General features: G+C 39.3%; 17 protein-coding genes. 6 read left to right on the top strand and 11 right to left on the bottom strand.

Features of this window, described 5'->3' with window-relative positions; genetic code table 11:
* Positions 1-8: 8 nt before the first annotated feature.
* From DK924_RS08975 to DK924_RS08960, 4 genes are all read right to left on the bottom strand, one after another.
* On the bottom strand, positions 9-674 hold the full coding sequence (locus DK924_RS08975) for a ChrR family anti-sigma-E factor (protein WP_054201632.1): 666 nt from the start codon (positions 672-674) through the stop codon (positions 9-11).
* The gene (locus DK924_RS08970; RefSeq protein WP_010388914.1) at positions 667-1,290 is read right to left on the bottom strand and encodes a sigma-70 family RNA polymerase sigma factor; all 624 of its coding nucleotides are present in this window, start codon (positions 1,288-1,290) and stop codon (positions 667-669) included. The genes DK924_RS08975 and DK924_RS08970 overlap by 8 nt, the downstream gene beginning before the upstream one ends.
* Positions 1,291-1,360: 70 nt before the next feature.
* Positions 1,361-1,939, bottom strand: a complete 579-nt coding sequence (locus DK924_RS08965) for an LON peptidase substrate-binding domain-containing protein (protein ID WP_181388764.1) — start codon at positions 1,937-1,939, stop codon at positions 1,361-1,363.
* A 228-nt stretch (positions 1,940-2,167) separates the two neighbouring features.
* The gene (locus tag DK924_RS08960) at positions 2,168-2,446 is read right to left on the bottom strand and encodes a hypothetical protein (protein ID WP_010388916.1); all 279 of its coding nucleotides are present in this window, start codon (positions 2,444-2,446) and stop codon (positions 2,168-2,170) included.
* Between the two features lie 281 nt (positions 2,447-2,727).
* On the opposite strand from DK924_RS08960, the gene DK924_RS08955 reads away from it, so the two are divergent.
* The 4 genes from DK924_RS08955 (at position 2,728) to DK924_RS08940 (ending at position 5,811) form a co-directional block, all read left to right on the top strand.
* Positions 2,728-3,357, top strand: a complete 630-nt coding sequence (locus DK924_RS08955; RefSeq protein ID WP_055012015.1) for a hemolysin III family protein — start codon at positions 2,728-2,730, stop codon at positions 3,355-3,357.
* Between the two features lie 323 nt (positions 3,358-3,680).
* A complete protein-coding gene (locus tag DK924_RS08950; RefSeq protein WP_109874945.1) occupies positions 3,681-4,124 on the top strand; it encodes a T6SS immunity protein Tdi1 domain-containing protein in 444 nt (147 codons plus the stop codon).
* Positions 4,125-4,243: 119 nt separating this feature from the next.
* The gene (locus DK924_RS08945) at positions 4,244-4,657 is read left to right on the top strand and encodes a hypothetical protein (protein WP_109874944.1); all 414 of its coding nucleotides are present in this window, start codon (positions 4,244-4,246) and stop codon (positions 4,655-4,657) included.
* 146 nt (positions 4,658-4,803) lie between these two features.
* Positions 4,804-5,811, top strand: coding sequence for an acyltransferase (locus DK924_RS08940; protein WP_258306467.1), 1,008 nt, complete (start codon positions 4,804-4,806; stop codon positions 5,809-5,811).
* Positions 5,812-6,030: 219 nt separating this feature from the next.
* Here DK924_RS08940 and DK924_RS08935 read toward each other — a convergent pair whose 3' ends face one another.
* Positions 6,031-6,336 (bottom strand): MGMT family protein, encoded by a 306-nt coding sequence (locus DK924_RS08935; protein ID WP_055012013.1) that lies wholly within the window; start codon positions 6,334-6,336, stop codon positions 6,031-6,033.
* Positions 6,326-7,228, bottom strand: coding sequence for a LysR family transcriptional regulator (locus DK924_RS08930; protein WP_109874943.1), 903 nt, complete (start codon positions 7,226-7,228; stop codon positions 6,326-6,328). Before DK924_RS08930 ends, DK924_RS08935 begins: the two co-directional genes overlap by 11 nt.
* A gap of 122 nt (positions 7,229-7,350) precedes the next feature.
* Here DK924_RS08930 and DK924_RS08925 point away from each other — a divergent pair, with 122 nt between their 5' ends.
* Both DK924_RS08925 and DK924_RS08920 read left to right on the top strand, forming a co-directional pair.
* Positions 7,351-8,433: an efflux RND transporter periplasmic adaptor subunit gene (locus DK924_RS08925; protein ID WP_181388763.1), complete on the top strand. Its 1,083-nt coding sequence runs from the start codon at positions 7,351-7,353 to the stop codon at positions 8,431-8,433.
* Positions 8,434-8,435: 2 nt separating this feature from the next.
* Positions 8,436-11,504, top strand: a complete 3,069-nt coding sequence (locus DK924_RS08920; RefSeq protein ID WP_109874941.1) for an efflux RND transporter permease subunit — start codon at positions 8,436-8,438, stop codon at positions 11,502-11,504.
* A gap of 61 nt (positions 11,505-11,565) precedes the next feature.
* On the opposite strand, the gene rluF is transcribed toward DK924_RS08920, so the two are convergent.
* The 5 genes from rluF to glgC form a co-directional block, all read right to left on the bottom strand.
* Positions 11,566-12,555, bottom strand: coding sequence for a 23S rRNA pseudouridine(2604) synthase RluF (gene rluF, locus DK924_RS08915; protein WP_109874940.1), 990 nt, complete (start codon positions 12,553-12,555; stop codon positions 11,566-11,568).
* A 43-nt stretch (positions 12,556-12,598) separates the two neighbouring features.
* Positions 12,599-13,684, bottom strand: coding sequence for a DUF418 domain-containing protein (locus DK924_RS08910; protein ID WP_109874939.1), 1,086 nt, complete (start codon positions 13,682-13,684; stop codon positions 12,599-12,601).
* A gap of 26 nt (positions 13,685-13,710) precedes the next feature.
* Positions 13,711-14,925 carry an EAL and HDOD domain-containing protein gene (locus tag DK924_RS08905; protein WP_010388929.1) on the bottom strand — a complete coding sequence of 405 codons (1,215 nt, stop codon included), beginning with the start codon at positions 14,923-14,925 and terminating at the stop codon, positions 13,711-13,713.
* A gap of 83 nt (positions 14,926-15,008) precedes the next feature.
* The gene (locus DK924_RS08900; protein ID WP_109874938.1) at positions 15,009-16,541 is read right to left on the bottom strand and encodes a glycogen synthase; all 1,533 of its coding nucleotides are present in this window, start codon (positions 16,539-16,541) and stop codon (positions 15,009-15,011) included.
* 47 nt (positions 16,542-16,588) lie between these two features.
* On the bottom strand, positions 16,589-17,863 hold the full coding sequence (glgC, locus tag DK924_RS08895; RefSeq protein WP_109874937.1) for a glucose-1-phosphate adenylyltransferase: 1,275 nt from the start codon (positions 17,861-17,863) through the stop codon (positions 16,589-16,591).
* Between the last annotated feature and the right edge of the window lie 9 nt (positions 17,864-17,872).

The raw sequence follows: 17,872 nt of genomic DNA, 5'->3' as shown, positions 1-17,872 counted from the left end.
AGATTCTCTTAATAAATCAAGCCACCAATTGGGTTAAGTAACTTGCTAAGTCCTTTATTGAAATGTAGCGCACTACTAACAACAGTAAAGCACAAACATCCCTCTTTTGTTAAGGGGGTGTGTTGATGACGGCCATCTTGCCAAATAAAGTCCCCAGGAACATAACTGCCCTCTTCGTCTGTAAATTCACCATCAAGCAGTAAAGTAACCTCAAAGCCGGTATGTGTGTGCTCCGGAATTTCTCCACCAGCATCTATATGTAACAAGCTTGAACGTAAGTGACCATCATCAAGTGCGATTCGAGAACGCGCAAGCTTACCTACTTGGGTAAATTTACCATGCGAGATCCGTGTTAAAGCTCTCGGCAAGCTGTAATTATGCTCATTAACATTAATACTAACTGGTTCAACAGAATATACTTCATCAATCGAGTCATCGGCCGTGATCATATCAAGTAAACTTGATTCAATTACATCATCGGCTTGCTCATCAGTTGCCACATCCATATTGTCACTAAAAACTGCTCGCGCATTAGCCGCTTCAAGTTTTTCAACTTTAGCTTGGCACACTGGGCACATATCAACATGTATTGATACGGCAAGGCTAAGCGATGCTGGAAGTGTTGCTGCACAGTATTGTGTCAGTAGTGTTTCACTCGGGTGATGTTTAATCATGCTGATCTCCCATTTCATTACGTAATTTCTGCAAGGCTAAACGTAATCGTGATTTTACCGTGCCTACTGGAATGTTTAATTGTTGAGCTAACTGCTCTTGCGACATATCTTGAAAATAAACGCCGCGCACAACTTCTCTTTGCGCTTGAGGCAATTTATCTAAATAACGTTTAATTTGTTGGTCTTCAAGGTGGTCGCTGTATTCGTGATGTGTATCTTCAGATTCGTTCAATAACGGCCAAATGTCTTCGCTAATATTTTCTTCTTTGTTACTTTTCATTTTACGAAGCATGTCAAAAGAGGCGTTACGCATTACGGTATAGACCCAAGTAGTAGCTGCACCCTTTTCACTATTGTATAAGTGGGCTTTACGCCATACGGAAGTGAGGGTTTCTTGAACTAATTCCATTGCTTGGGCTTCTACACCAAACTGCTTTATGCCGAAGCGCTTAATCTTAGGTGCAAAATATTCAAACAAGTACGCAAAAGATTTTTTATCGCGAGATTGAGCTACATTAACTAATGCTTCCCTGAGTTCCGTACTTGGTGTTTCTGGCATGGCAGTGTACTTACCTGTGTTAGGTTCACAACTTAGTGATTGTTGTTGACTTACCATAGTAAAATGTCCCGTTATTGCTTTAGTAAATACCATTACGAGCAATGGTTACAAGCGGATCATAATTATTTTAGGCAAATTCGTTATTAATCACAGTATGGAGGAAACTAAGCAAGTTATCAAAGTTAGTCTCAAATGCAAGTTGTTGTTTTTTCTCAATAGAAATGGGAAGTAATTCAAGCCAACGCGCCACAATCCACGCAAGCTGATTGAATTTGGTGGTTTTATAAAGCGATTGCAAATCGGGGTTATTCGCAAAAACGTCTTCTAGTGCTACCTGTAAAAGTTGGTGTTGACCAATTTCGTGGTTATCTTTGTTGTACCAATAAGGTGTGTTGCAAGCGGATACATCACCATAGCGAAGTTCCTGCTCATCTTGATACACGTTATCTATTTGCACACTCTTAGATGCAAATACATCAATTAATAGCATACCGCTTTCGTCTTGATCAAAGTCAATAACATCCATTAAACAGCCTTGGGCGCTTATGTTTAACGGGGTGTCATGCTCAAAGGTACATAAAACAAAACCGCTATTGGTTTTTAATGCGTTTTTTACCATCGTTAAATAACGAGGCTCAAATATACGTAATCGCGTATAGCCTTCAGGTAATATAAATATAGGTAATGGGAAAATCGCACGTTTCATAAAGTCTACTTCTTTCAAACACTCTGCCTTTATTTACGTGCGCTTTATTCAAGTCGATCAGCTTTAGTTACATCAATTGCTTTACAGTGCAAATGCATCCGCTAATTAAACCTCGTTCCCACATTTTTTATCATGTAAACCAAGTAATAAACACTCAGTATACTTGCCACAGGTGCCAACATTAAGGCTAATAATTCGAACTCACTGTTCATTACTTTTATTCCCTTTTTATTGCTTTGGTTGTGCTTTAACTACACGTTGTTTTTCGTCCATGTTGCTGTTATCAACCACAGGATTATTTTCAAGTAAGCTGTCAAGAATAACCTGTGCATCAAAAGAAACGGCTTCTTTTACAGACTTTTCAAGTTCGTTGCTTGCCTGTGACACATAAGTAGACACAGTGTTAGTTAGCATATCTGTAATATTTAAATCGACTTCTGTAGCGTTAACGTTAGTTGAACCTAATACAAGTAAGCTTGCGATTGTGATGTTGATTGAAGTATTCATAATAGTATTCCTTGTTTGTTTATTGGTTAGTACGCTTAGTTACAATCAAGGGCTATGCCACAATGGAAAAACTTTATAAACCATTGTTTTAAAATAAAATAAATAAATTAAAAAGAAATCCACAAAATCTAGATTAGTAATTTTGACCAATGAATTTAAAAATAAAACCAAATAATAGTGTGTTTGTTAATGTTCAGTAAATTAATGACTTTATTTCGTATTTGAAAATTTCAGCGTACACATGTACACTAAAATTCATTCGCAAAGTGGTAGGATCTGTTATGTCTTTTGAAGCTCCCTATTCTAAAAAAGAAGAGCTGTTAAATGTTATTAGTCATGCCTTAGGCATTGTATTCGCTGCTTTTGTTGTTTGGGATTTAGTAAAACAAACTAATAGTGTGAAAGGCTATGCCAGTACTCTGATATACGGCAGTAGCTTGTTTATTTTATTTTTATCTTCAACGCTTTATCACGCCAGTGTGCGCCCGAGGTTGAGAGCGTTTTACAAAAAATGTGATCATTGCGCCATTTATTTACTGATTGCAGGCACCTACACGCCCTTTTTGTTGCTGTCGTTATCTGGGCTCTGGTCTTGGGCTACCTTAGTCTTTATTTGGACAGTAGCGTTTGCAGGCATCGCTTATAAGCTATTGGTTAAAAATGGCAATAAAAAAGTATCACTGGCTACTTATTTATTAATGGGATGGTTTGCATTAGCCATTGTGTATCCGCTTTATTTAAACGTGCCTATCAATGCACTTTATTGGCTATTAGCTGGCGGCTTATTTTATAGTGTAGGCACTATTTTTTATAGTGCTAAAAGTACTCAATATAGCCATGCTATTTGGCACCTCTTTGTTATTGGTGGATGTGTTAGCCATTATATTTCGATCAGTAATTATGTTTATTAGGCTGGTTAAGCCATTTAGATTAGTCTGGTTTGAGCTGTGAGTTCAACCATTCGATGCAACACACAGCGAGAAACGGTCATTGAGATTGACTAAATATTGTCGTTAATAGATTAGTTAAACTGCTCTTGCGCATATATTCATGAAAATGAGCGCTGTGCGCATATTGGTCCATTTAACTTTACCTAAAAAATTTAGAAAACTTAGTGATAGTAATGCCTTAGATAATTTGTTAAAACTATATAAAGTAAATAAATGAGCGTTAAGTCGGCAGAAATATGCGCGATGAGCGCACTATTAAATTGTTAGCTTTCTAGGAAGTTCGGATGACATTAAATGATCTAACAGTAGACTTCTCGCACCTTGACCGAGATTCATTGTTATTAGATTGGGAGTGGTTATTAGGCGGTAGATACTTACCTATTTTACTTTCTGCTTCTGGTGATGCATTCGTTCAAAACCTAAATAATGGTCAAGTTTTCTGGCTTGATACAGGCGGCGGAGAGTTTGCCCAAGTAGCTGAGTCACCCGAAGAGTTCAATGAGTTATTAGCTGACAAAGAGTTCGTCATAGAGCATTTTGCTGTTCAAATGGTAGGTGATTTAATACAGTCAGGGAAAACCTTATCAAACAACCAAATTTATAGTTTAACTAAGCCTTGGATGCTGGGTGGTGAATATAAAATTGAAAATATCGAGCCAACAGATATTGAGGTTCATTTTTCCTTAACAGGTCAAATAGTCCAACAAGCAGGTGCAAGCGAAAGCTAACAAGAGCCTCAATTCGCTCACAAGCTCGCTCGGACAATTAACAATGGGTTATTGTCGCTGCGCTCAATAATATTAACCCATTGTTTATTTGCCGCTTAGGCAAGCGTTAGAAGACTACGATGATATACGAACCTAAGGTGCTATTAATTGAATCACCATATAAATCAGATCGCAGTACGATAGTTGATGAAGTTAAACTATCAGATAACGGTTTAGATATTATTGTTGATTCAAAGAGTTGGAAAATCAAAGCCAATTTTGATGCATCATGGGGCTTTAGGGTTCTTGATGAAGGTGACTTAGGCGAGTTTTGGTCTGAGTGCGATTTGACTAAAGGTTGGTGTTTTGAAGTAATTGAAGGTGGTTGGAACTCTTTAGAGAAAACCCGAGATCACTTCGTAACAGGCAAGCTTTATGAACCACGTGAATATCTTATTATTGGTTTAAATGAGTGCGTATCAATCCTAGCTCATGAGCCTCCAATAATTACTGAACTAGCGTCTTCTAACAAGTCGTTAAAGCAGGACAAATAACAGTTGGCTTTTGCTCCTGCGTCGCCTATTTTAGCCAACAATTATTTGCCTCTTAACGAGGCGTTAGATGCCTGTATTATTCAAGTCCGGAGTTTTAGTTGGAGATTAGAAAATTAAACACATTGCGTGGGTTGGCTGCATTAGTTGTGTTTATTACTCACTTTAGCGATATAACAAATTGGCTTAATGGAATGTTAGGCGGAGGCTCTGGAGCGTACGGTGTAATGCTGTTCTTCTTGCTGAGTGGCTTTTTAATGTCTCACCTATACCTGACCCAAGAATTCAGCAAAGTTAATATCAAGCACTACTTATTAGCTCGAATCGCAAGAGTAGTTCCATTATTCTTGGTTATTGTACTTAGCTCTTATGTTTTGTCCTTAATCGGCAATGATAGTCTTTATAACATTCCAGATACGAATGCACTGATTAGTCATCTGCTATTTTTATATGGTGATAGCATACTTTGGTCAATCCCCCCTGAAATACAATTTTACTTCATATTTCTGATTTTTTGGTCATTTTCAAAGAATAGGAGAGGCTATATTTACCTTTCAATATTCGCGGTTATGCTCCTACTGTTTTTCGCAAACTTTCCTCGAGTATATGGAGACATAAACGGAGTACGTTACAATTTATTTAATACGTTAAGAAGTTTACCTTATTTTTTTATTGGGGTTATTTTTGGAATGCACTATAAGTCTTTTGAGGTACCGAAATACCTTAAGAAACATTACTTTATTCTAGTGTTACTATTAATACCTGCTATGTACCCAGAAATCTCATCTGTTACGTCTGATGCTAAGACAAGAATGTGGTTAAGCTATGAAGTATTACTTGTAATGAGTTCCGTATTTTTTTGCATTGTATTTTTAGTTCCTGATAACAATGTACTATTAGCTAACAGGTTCGGTGACTTTTTGGGAAAAGTATCTTATTCATTATATTTGCTTCACATGCCAATTATTATTTTTGTAAACAAGCTCAATTTAAATGTTGAATTGAAATTATTATTATCTTTCGTTCTAACTGTTTCAGTAGCATTTGTATCATTTAAATATTTTGAAAAGCCCGTTGCTAGGTTCATACGTAACAAAACATTTTACAAGTCGTTTAAAAGGACAAAAAACAGTTGGCTTTTGCTCCTTCGTCGCTAATTTTAGCCAACATATTATTTGCCTCTTAACGAGGCGTTACCAATGTTTGCAATTGGCACTCAGTCAATATAGATGGTTTAGCTTACATTATAAATCAGTTATTTATATCGCTAACGGGTAAATTGGGTTGTTTTTGGTAAATTCATTATTTTTGTCGGATGGCGTGGCTCCGCCACTTGTCCAACCTACACGGGCACTTATATGATGAGAGTGGTTATATCACTCCCATCTACACTCGCGCATATTCACTTTATTATTCTTAAAATTAACACCTTCTAATAACAGTTTTTGTCGTTGTTCTTGGTATTTATCACTTCCTTCGGGAAACGATATTTTACCTTGGCTATTAACCACTCGATGCCAAGGGATCGCCGAATCTTTTGGCATCTCTTTTAATAAACGACCTACCAACCTAGCATTATTAGGATAACCCGCAAGTGCTGCTACTTGGCCATAACTGGCAACATTGCCTTTGGGTATACTGGCTATGATAGTGTAAATAACCGTTTCTTTATTAACGTCCATTCTTGCTTAAATACTCCTCACTGAGTAATTTAAATTGCTGCCAGATTTTACGCGCTACAGGCCCATGATGCATAGCATGCTGACGAAAGGCTCTAATTTGCGCACTGAACTGGTGCTCTCTGTCGGTTACAATGATTTGCTGTAATGAGCCAGCGGCTATTTCTTTTTTACAATGCCCTAAACTCATCATTGCCCAACCCGCCCCTGAAAGTAGAAAAGACTTCAAGGTAGATATATCATCAATTTTCATCACCGCAGCCCCTTTTGAATAGGAAAGTCTATCGCTGTCTATGCTCAAGCCACTTTCAAACATAGCCAAACACGGGTAAAGCTGTAATTCATCATAGCTAAGCTGCTTAGGTAAAATCCCTTTAGCTCCTACAATGCCAATATCTAGTTTACCAATGGGTAAGCTTTCTAAATCGCCAGTTGCATGAAATAAATCAAACCACGGGCCTATTCCAAGCTCGGCTTGACCGGTATTAACTTGTTCTAAAGAGACAAACCGCTTACCACTGGTTAAACGAAATTCGGTACTCGAAAAATGCTTAAAAGTATTACTTATGATCTCGTTATAACTTTGCATATGACAAATTTGCTCGTAGCAGACTCTATATTGCGCTTCATTGCCTAATGCCAGCTCTGTTGCGAGCTGAGTAAGTTGCTCATTAGCGGCTAATAGCTGTTTAGCCTCGCGATGAAAAATACGCCCCTTTTCGGTAAGTTGTAAACGATAATGAGAACGGTCCAGTAGGTCAAAGCCTAACTTAGCTTCTAAGTTTTTAATCGCCAATGTGAGCGCTGGTTGCGTTTTATGTAGCTTTAATGCCGCTCCACTTAAACTCGCGCTTTGCACAATAGCATCTAATATTTGTAATTGGTTAAGTTTCATCGGCCACTCAGCACATCATAAGTAAAACTTATTGAGTTTCTAAAATTTAATGAATTTTATTTTATATGTTTGCAGCGTATGCTGCACACACTTATTTAGCCTTTTTTTATCATGGAGATATCATGCCACTGTTTCGCTTATGTTTACTATCTGCGACATTACTAAGTTTAATAGGCTGCTCAGAGCCCGAGAATATAGCTAAGGAAGAGCCTATTCGTCCGGTTAAATTATTTAGCATTGGTCATGATTCACAAACTAACATTCGCAGTTTCCCCGCTGAAGTGGTTGCAAACCAAGGCTCATATCTTGCTTTTAGGGTCAACGGTGAGTTGGTTGAATTTCCTGTATTAGCTGGTGAACAAGTTGAAAAAGGACAACTATTGGCTAAGTTAGATCCTGAGGATTTTCAATTACAATATAACGAACGTAAAGCACGATACGAACTGGCAAAATCACAGCTAAAACGCATTAAACAATTATTCGACAAAAACATCACGAGTCAATCAGAGCTTGATCAAGCGGTTGCTAATGAGCAAGTTGCCGAGTCAGCCTTTAAAATTGCAGAAACCAATTTAGAATACAGTGAGCTTCGTGCTCCTTTTGCTGGCATAGTAGCTAAAGTGTTCGTAAAAAACTTTGAGAGTATTCAAGCAAAACAAAATGTTCTGCGCCTAGAAACTCGCGATTTTATGGATGTAGAAATACAGGTTCCTGAAAAAATAGTGGCGCGCATTCAAAAAGATACCCAATACCAACCTATGGTTGAATTTGATGGCTATCACGACAAGCAATACAAACTCACACTAAAAGAATGGGATACTCAAGCCGATCCGGCAACGCTTACCTATAAAGTGGTGTTTTCATTACCGGTGCCAAAAGATTTTAATTTGCTTGCGGGTATGTCTGGGCAAGTGATGATAGATTTAAGTAAAGTAACTCGCTCACAAACTCCCTACACTATTTTACCAATTGAGTCGGTATTTTCATATCCGAATAAAAGCCTAAGCGATAATGCTTATGTGTGGGTTTTTAATCAGCAAACTGGCACTGTACATAAGCAAGCAGTGCAAGTAGGTCAATTACATCACGACACTATTGAAGTGCTTAGCGGCGTAAAAGAAGGCCAACAAATTGTGTCTGCCGGTGTTCACTCTTTACAAGAAGGCATGTCTGTTCGCCCTTGGAATAAAGAGCGAGGCTTATAATTATGGGCTTTGCGCAACTATCTATTGAAAAGAAAGTCATTAGCTGGATGTTTACGTTGTTGCTATTAATAGGCGGCAGCGTGTCTTACTTTGATTTAGGCCAGCTAGAAGACCCTGAGTTTACTTTGAAAAAAGCCATGGTAATCACTTTGTATCCGGGCGCATCTCCACAGCAGGTAGAAGAAGAAGTCACATTTCCAATTGAAAACGCCATCCAACAGCTCCCCTATGTTGATTATGTCACCTCTATTTCATCTAATGGTAAATCACAAATTACCGTAGAAATGAAAAGTAACTATCGTAAACAAGAGCTAAGGCAAATATGGGATGAAATGCGTCGAAAAATTAACGACCTAAGCCCGTCGCTACCAAGTGGTGTTTACCCGAGTAATGTAATTGATGATTTTGCCGATGTTTACGGCGTTATGTTTGCCGTTACTGGCGATGGCTACTCTTATGATGAATTAAAAGACTATGTTGACTATTTAAAGCGTGAACTTGTTTTAGTCAAAGGTGTGAGCAAAGTCACAATTGCTGGGCAACAACAACCACAAGTAATGGTTGAGGTATCGACCCGCAAGCTTGCACAGCTAGGTATTGCACCTAGTCATATTTATGACTTGCTGCAATCACAAAACACGGTGTCTAACGCTGGACGTATTCGTGTCGGTGATGAGTCTATTCGCTTACATCCAACCGGTGAATTTAAAGATGTAACGGAGCTGGAAACCTTATTAATCTCAAAGCCTGGTGCGAGTGAACTAATTTATTTGGGCGATGTTGCACAAGTGTACCGTGAATATGCTGAAGTACCGACCAATGTCATTCATTACAATCAACAACAGGCGCTGCTTATTGGTGTTTCGTTTATGTCTGGGGTTAATGTTGTTGATGTAGGTAAGCACATAGATGAACATTTAGCATCTCTTGAATATCAACGCCCACATGGTATTGATATTAGCTCGGTGTATAACCAACCAAAAGAAGTAGAGCAGTCTGTAGATGGTTTTATTGTTAGCTTAATAGAAGCCATTGCAATAGTTATTGTTGTGCTACTTATTTTTATGGGCTTGAAAAGCGGTGTTCTTATTGGCGGTATTTTATTACTGACGGTATTAGGCACTTTTATATTTATGAAGCTGTTTGCAATTGATCTACAGCGTATATCATTAGGCGCGCTAATTATTGCGCTAGGTATGCTGGTTGATAATGCCATTGTTGTTACCGAAGGGATTCTCATCAACCTTAAGCGCGGTCAAACAAAGCTTAAAGCCGCAGTTAATATTGTAGATCAAACGAAATGGCCACTACTTGGCGCAACAGTTATTGCTATAACCGCTTTTGCACCAATTGGTTTAAGCTCAGATGCCAGTGGTGAATTTGCTGGCAGCTTATTTTGGGTGCTGTTTATCTCATTGCTATTAAGCTGGATCACCGCAATTACCCTTACCCCATTTTTTGCCCATTTAATGTTTAAAGAAACCGAATTTAAACACGAACATAATCAAGAACATGAAGACCCTTATCAAGGCATCATATTCAATGGTTATAAAGCGATATTAAATTTAGCTATGCGCTTTAGAAAAACAACCTTAGTCCTTATGGTTGCCCTTTTATGCAGCGCTGTAGTGGGATTTGGCTCGGTAAAACAATCGTTTTTTCCAGCCTCAAATACACCGATGTTTTATGTGGATTACTGGCAAGATCAAGGTGCTGATATTCGTGCCACCCTTGAGGGCATAAAACAGCTCGAAGCTTATTTGCAAAAGGATGAACTGGTCACAGAAATAACCAGTACGGTGGGCCAAGGTGCGCCGCGCTTTATGCTAACTTACGCGCCAGAAAAGTCTTATCCTGCTTATGGGCAGTTAATTATTCGTGTCACCAACCGTGATGCGGTCGCTAAAGTAATGCAAAAGGTGCGTGATTACGCACAGCAACATCCGCTGTCAGCAAAGCTAAAAGTAAAACCAATGGAAATTGGCCCGTCAACTGATGCTAAAATAGAGGCGCGGTTTTCAGGCCCCGATCCGGTGATATTAAGACAGCTATCATCTCAAGCAAAAGAAATTATCGCCAAAGACGACGGTGCTTTTAACATTCGCGATGATTGGCGTGCACGCACTAAAATGATTCGCCCCCAATTTAACGAACAAAAAGCACGCCGCTTGGGGATCACCAAGTTTGACCTTGACCAAGTTCTGTTAACGAGCCTGTCGGGTAAGCAAGTGGGTGTTTATCGTGATGGTACGCAATTGTTGCCTATTATTGCCCGCTCACCAGCTAGCGAGCGCCTAAATGTAGACAGTGTTCACGATTTACAAATTTATAGCCCGGTATTACGCGTGTTTGTGCCTGTAACTCAAGTAGTTGATGAATTTATTGTTGAGTGGGAAGACAGCTTAATTATGCGTCGTGATCGTAAACGTACCATAACGGTAATGGCAGATCATGATGTATTGGGTGATGAAACACCTGCAAAATTATTTGCTCGGGTTCGCACTGAAGTTGAAGAAATTGATTTACCGCGAGGCTATGAAATGCAATGGGGTGGTGAGTTCGAATCATCAAGCAAAGCGAAAAAGGCTATTTTTGGTTCGTTACCGCTGGGTTATTTAGCCATGTTTGCGGTAACAGTATTACTGTTTAACTCAGTGAAAAAGCCCTTAGTTATATGGGCAACCGTGCCATTGGCTATTATTGGTGTAAGCGCAGGCTTGTTAGTAATGAACGCCCCCTTTAGCTTTATGGCGCTACTGGGTTTATTAAGCTTAAGCGGCATGCTGATTAAAAACGGTATTGTATTGGTCGATCAAATAAATTTAGAACTTAGTGAAGGAAAATCACCCTATCAAGCTGTGTTTGACTCAGGCGTAAGCCGTGTGCGTCCTGTAGCCATGGCCGCTATCACTACAATACTTGGCATGATCCCATTATTATTTGACGTATTCTTTCAGTCAATGGCGGTCACCATTATGTTTGGCTTAGGTTTTGCCACCATACTAACCCTGATTGTGGTGCCGGTTTTATACACTGTGGTGTTTAGAATTGACTACCCTAAACAGTCTTAATAATTAATAAAAAACGCAGCCTAGGCTGCGTTTTTTATTTGCTTGGTTTATACCAACTTAATTACTTTTTTAAGCTTAACGTGCCACTGCTCTTTGCTTTAGTTCCTGATGCGGAATTAGCTTTATTGGCATTTGATTTACCAACATAGGTGGTTGAGCGTTTCTGATATGGCGTATTACGGCTGCTTTTGTTGGCTTGCTTATGTTGTTCGTTGTTCTTTGTACCTCGAGGCTTGTCACCTTGATACTCACGCTTATGCACTGATTTTGCTTGGTTGCTTGTGGTTAGCCCAACGTTATTATTCGATGTACTATCGTCATATAATGAGTGTTCTTGTGTTTTACCTGAATCAGCAATCGAGTCGTTAATAACCGCCATTTCTGCATCGCTTAAATGACGCCATTGCCCTACTTTTAACCCTTTAAGGGTTACATTCATAATACGCACACGCTTTAATGTAACCACTTCGTAGCCTAAATATTCACACATACGACGGATTTGACGATTTAAACCTTGAGTTAAAATAATAGTGAATTGCTGGGCACCCGTTTGCGTCACTTTACATTTTTTGGTCACGGTATCTAAAATAGGAATACCGTTTGCCATTTTATTCACAAACTGGCGGTTTAGTGGTTTATCTACGGTAACCACGTATTCTTTTTCGTGGTTATTGCCAGCACGAAGGATTTTATTAACGATATCCCCTTCGTTGGTTAAAAAAATCAACCCCTCTGAGGGCCTATCCAAGCGACCAATAGGAAAGATACGGTCAGGGTAATTAACCGCTTTTACAATATTACTTTGAATTTTTCGTTCTGTGGTACAGGTTATACCGACTGGTTTATTGTAAGCAATGTAAACCCGTTTTGGTGGTGCTTTTAATGGCTTACCATCAACCAATACCACATCGCTTTGTGCGACTTTAACACCCATTTCGGGTAATTCACCATTAACAGTAACACGACCTTGCTCAATATATTTATCGGCTTCACGGCGTGAGCAAAACCCTGTTTCACTAATAAATTTATTTAAACGCTTTAAGTCTGTCATATGGCAAATCTTCTTAAATATAAAGGCGCATAGTTTAAACTACTCAAGCTATTTTTTCGCGCTTAATTTGCGCTAATTTACGCCATAGGTATTCAAGAGGCCCTTGCTTAAAATAACGACAGTAGAGTGTTGTAAACATAAGCTGTACAACCACTAAGCAAATAGCAACAAGCCAATAATCAATGCGGTTAAAACTAAGCGCCCACTGAGGGAAAAGCACTTTAAACAATAATAACTGCATAATGGTTTGGCTTATGTATAAAGTAAACGCTAACCGCCCTACGTGTTGAATGAGCCCTCCTATTTGCGCGCTGTTATTGCATAGTTTAACGATTAAATGAATATAAAGCAGCGCCACACATAAAGCAGCCAGTTCATTAACAGGCTCTTGTAACGCATAACCAATACCTTGTTCATATGACTCTAACACTAATCGTAAGCTAGTCAGCAACACACTTAACACAGCAAGTTTAATTAGCCCCGACCTGCTAAATCCATCACTAAACACATTACATTTGTAGGCAACAATACCAATTAGCATAAAGCCAGCACTTGCCCACAGTAATAAAATAGGCACTGTTAGCAACATATAAATGCTCATTGTTATATTTTGGCTAAAATGCGCACCAATACTTTGGTAATAACTATTATATATCTGGTAAAACTCGGGAGAATCCCTATAGAGTGGTTCTTCATTAAGCCCTAGCATAAACATTGCTGTGGCAAGTAAAGCGATAAAAGTAAAAAAGGCCGCTTTGCTTTTAAGCTCTTCGTCCGTGTAATCTAAATAGCGTAATACCAGTAATGCTGACACCCCATATAAAAACAAAATGTCACCCGCCCACAGTAACAACCCATGTATTAAGCCAAACACAATAAGCCAATATAGGCGTTTTTTTAATGGCTGAATACATTGCTGACGCTGAAACTGAATATAAAGACCAGCACCAAATAATAACGTAAATAATGTGCGAAACCGCCCTTCAACAAATATAAGGCTTAAGGTGTGTAAAAAATTATCGCTAGCTGGAGGTGTGGTGAGTGGAGTGTAATTGAGTTCAAAAATTGCAAAGGAATAGCAGTTAATAAATACCAGTCCAAGTACTGCTATGCCCCTTATAAAGTCCATATTATAATTGCGCAAACCCTATCCTTTTAAATATTATCTTTATAGCTATCGGCCCATTTTACAGCTTGTTTGTATAATTTTGGTAAAAAAGCACTGTCTAAATTAATGAGTGATACCGCTTTCTCAAGCGCCCACCAACTTCCGGTTTCATATGCTTTTACCGTTTCAAGAATATAATATAAGTCATTTTTCTCACCGGTTAGTGCTACTTTAATTTCATCTGGGAATGGCAGTTTATCAACCAACAAGTCCATTGGCTTATCTAAAATAGCATCAAGTAAAGAAAACAGCCCAGTTAAAAATGCCTCACCTTGAACTTGTTTGGCGACTTTGCTGGCTATTAATTCACAAAAGCGAGCGCGAATAACACACATTTGCATAAGCTCTATCGGCTTAGTGCGCGCGGTGTGTGCTGTAACAATTAGGCTTACAAACTTTTTTAAACGTGCTTGCCCTAGGTAAACCAGCGCTTGTTTTAATGATGATATTTGGCTTTGCAGGGGAAATACACCACTATTTAATAAACGCAATAGTTTGTATGCTAGTGCTGCATCAAGCTCAAATAACCCGGTGATTACTTTCACATCAGGATCTGGCTTCATTACTTCTGAATAAATGGCAATGACAAGACCATAATTATAATGAATATCTTTTTGCTCTATCATTGCGGGGCGGGCAAAGTAATACCCTTGGAAATAATCAAACCCCATTTGGCGAGCTAATTTATATTCTTCATCGGTTTCTATTTTTTCAGCTAACAGCTTAATATTTTTGTGTTTTTTTAGCTTATTGACCACCAGTGGAATTTCATCCAGTGGCGTGAGCCGAATATCAAATTTAATTAAATTAACTAGCTTTAAAAAACGTTCCCACTGCGGTGAGTAAACAAAGTCATCAAGGGCTAATTTATAGTTACTGTGAAAGAGTTTACGGCATAGCTCGTAGGTATCGTCGGTAGGCTCTATGGTTTCGAGTAATTCAATAACCACATCTTTACAGGGTAAAAATTCGCATAAATCGAGTTTTAATGATTCAGGACCAATATTGATCAGCGCTTTTTTACCCGAAGTAATATGGCGAGTACCTAAGTTAAGCTGGTTTTCCATGATCAGGCGAGCCGTTGCTTGACCATCAGAAACACCAGGAAAGCAATTTTCAGGGCTATCGCGAAACAGTAGTTCATATGCAACTACATTTTGATTACGATTAAGGATTGCTTGCCTTGCCACAAATACCGACACATTACCTACTTTTTATTATTTCCACCAGACTAAGTAATTAAAGCGCAAATAGGAACGGATGTCACTGAACTTTAATAAATTTTTTAATATAAGTAGGTAATATAATCAGTTACAACGTCATACCAACCAAAGCGGCTGTTCTTAGCGCTATTTTTTATCGCTTGCCATTGCTTAGGATTAGCGTGATTTACATTCAAGGCCTCAGATAAACTATGCAACAGTGCCTCTGCCTGAGCTAATAAGGTATCACCAGTAAAACTAAAACCAGTCACATTATGCTCAACTGTATCTTTTAAGCCGCCAACACTGTGCACAAGACAAGGCTGACCCGCTCTCATTGCCAGCATTTGACTAATACCACACGGCTCAAAAGAACTAGGCATTAAAAATAAATCCCCTATTTGATACATTAAATCACCAACACCTTGGCCATAACCTTTTAAAAACAATAAATTGCTATTTCGTGCCATCGCAGTGGTAAATAATTGTTCTAGTTTTTTATCGCCCGAGCCTAATACAATCAAGCGACCATTATATTGGTTTATAACCTTGCATACCTCATCAATAGTTAAACTATTGTTGTATGGCTGGCACAGCAGCAATACTTTTTGCTCGGTGAGCCGCCCTACACTGGTCACTAAAGGCCCTTGCTGCTCTGATGCCATAAATTGTAAAACACGTTGGTGGGCAATATAGTGGCTGCTGCCTAAGTGTACGTTTTTTGCCATCCAACTAAAAAGCGTAGCTTCTATCTGCTCTAAAAGCTCGCTAAGCGTTGCCTGCTTCGGGTGTTGAGTTGTGTAATCACAGCCGTTGAGGATCCCAATCAGCTTGCCCTGCTCAGCCGCTTGTTGTAAATCACGCTCAAGTCCTTCACCACCAAAAAAGCCGCCTGCATCGTTACTCGCAATCTGCACTTCTTGACTATAACTGGGTGAAACCACATGTACTTTATCGGCTAAATTAATAGCACTGCGCATGGGGTTAAAGCAATGAGGGTAACGGGGATCACAAAGCAATTGGCCATCATAACTTAATGAGGGAAACCAAGCTTCTAAGCTAGAGTCATCGTCTTTAAAAGGGCGAATACCTTGTAAGGCTAAGTTATGAACCGTGTACACCAAGCGCAGCTTAGCAAGTTTACGATAGCGAGGCTCAAATTTTAGTAACACCGCCACACAAGCACTGTGCCAGTCGTGTAAATGTAACGTGTTTGGTTGTTTTAAAACCCCTTGTAAAAGCGCTTCACAAATCGCGGCATTAAACAGTGCAAACTTACTCGCATCAGTAGCAAATGGACGATTGTCATCATCGTTGCAATACACACTATGTGATTGGCTGAACAAAGGGTGGCTTATTACTATTTGCCTCACTGCATTTTGCGTTTGTGGAATTTCAAACAGCGATAAAACGTGAGAGGCTGAATTAAACGCAACGTTGACTTCACCAATAAAACGGCGCTCACCCAATTCAAAGCCATAATCAGGAATTATCACATCAATCGTTAGTCCCTGTGCCGCTAACGCTTTAGGTACGTCACGTATGACATCGGCAACACCGCCGACTTTGGCATTAGGTAACGCATCATTTTCTGCGGCAACCATTAATACATGCATTTATTTACTCTTATAGTTAGCTGCAAGGCTTTCGCCTTGCTATTTAATTAATGATTTAACTTAGTGTCTAACTTTGTCAGCATCTCGCGGGTTACCAAAACAATTCCCTTTTTAGATACTCTAAAACCATTGGCTTCGTCGGTTTTACGATCATAACCAATTTCTAATCCTGGGGGGATCTCACAGCTTCTATCAATAATGGCACGTTTTATTTTACACCCACGGTTAACTATAACACCGGGTAAAATAACCGACTCTTCAATAGTACAATATGAGCGAATATGTACATTAGAAAACAGTAATGACTTTCTCACTATTGAGCCTGAAATAATACAGCCACCGGATACGGTTGAATCAACAGCCATACCCCGACGATCGTCATCATCAAAAATAAACTTAGCAGGAGGAAGCTGCTCTTGGTATGTCCAAATTGGCCAAGTAGGGTCGTACAAATCCAATTGAGGCTCAGGCATAACCAACTCCATGTTCGCTTCCCAAAATGAATCTAAGGTCCCTACATCGCGCCAATAAGGTTGCCCTACTTGTGCGGGATCTCTAAATGGGTAAGCAAACACATTATGCTCTTCGATAATGGCGGGGATAATGTCATGACCAAAATCACGTCCTGAGCCTTCGGTTTGTGAATCTTTTTGTAATTGCTCAAATAAAAACTCAGTATTGAAGACGTAATTACCCATTGACGCTAAACACGTACCTGGTTTGCCAGGCACAGAGCTTGGTTCAGCTGGTTTTTCGTCGAATCGTCGCACTCGATTTTCTTGATCAACGGTCATTACTCCAAAGGTGTTCGCTGCTTCTTCAACCGCGACTTCTAAACAGCATACGGTCATATCGGCACCATTTTCGACATGCTTTGCTAACAAACCGCCGTAATCCATACGATATACATGGTCGCCTGACAAAATCATTACATATTTAGGTAGTTCATGGCGAATAATATCCATATTTTGAAATACCGCATCGGCAGTACCGCAATACCATTCATCACCATTACGCTGTGATGCTGGTAAAATCTCAACCGACTCGCCTAATTCCTTTTTAAAGTGCCCCCATGCACGATTTACATGGCGTATTAGCGAATGAGATTTATATTGCGTTGCAATCCCTACTCGTCTTACACCAGAGTTAATACAATTTGATAGTGGAAAATCAATAATACGGTGCTTGCCGCCAAAATAAACGGCTGGTTTTGCACGCCAGTCTGTTAGCTCATGAAGACGAGAACCTCGTCCGCCGGCTAGAATGAGTGCATAGGTGTCTCTGGTTAAATTACTTATATAGCGATTTGCATAACTGGGCATATTACTCTC

Origin of the sequence: Pseudoalteromonas sp. meg-B1 (genome assembly GCF_003173795.1) — a bacterium.
Taxonomy (GTDB): Bacteria; Pseudomonadota; Gammaproteobacteria; order Enterobacterales; family Alteromonadaceae; genus Pseudoalteromonas; species Pseudoalteromonas undina.
Note: the sequence above shows the minus strand (reverse complement) of the source record. Positions and strands in the feature narration are given on the sequence as shown.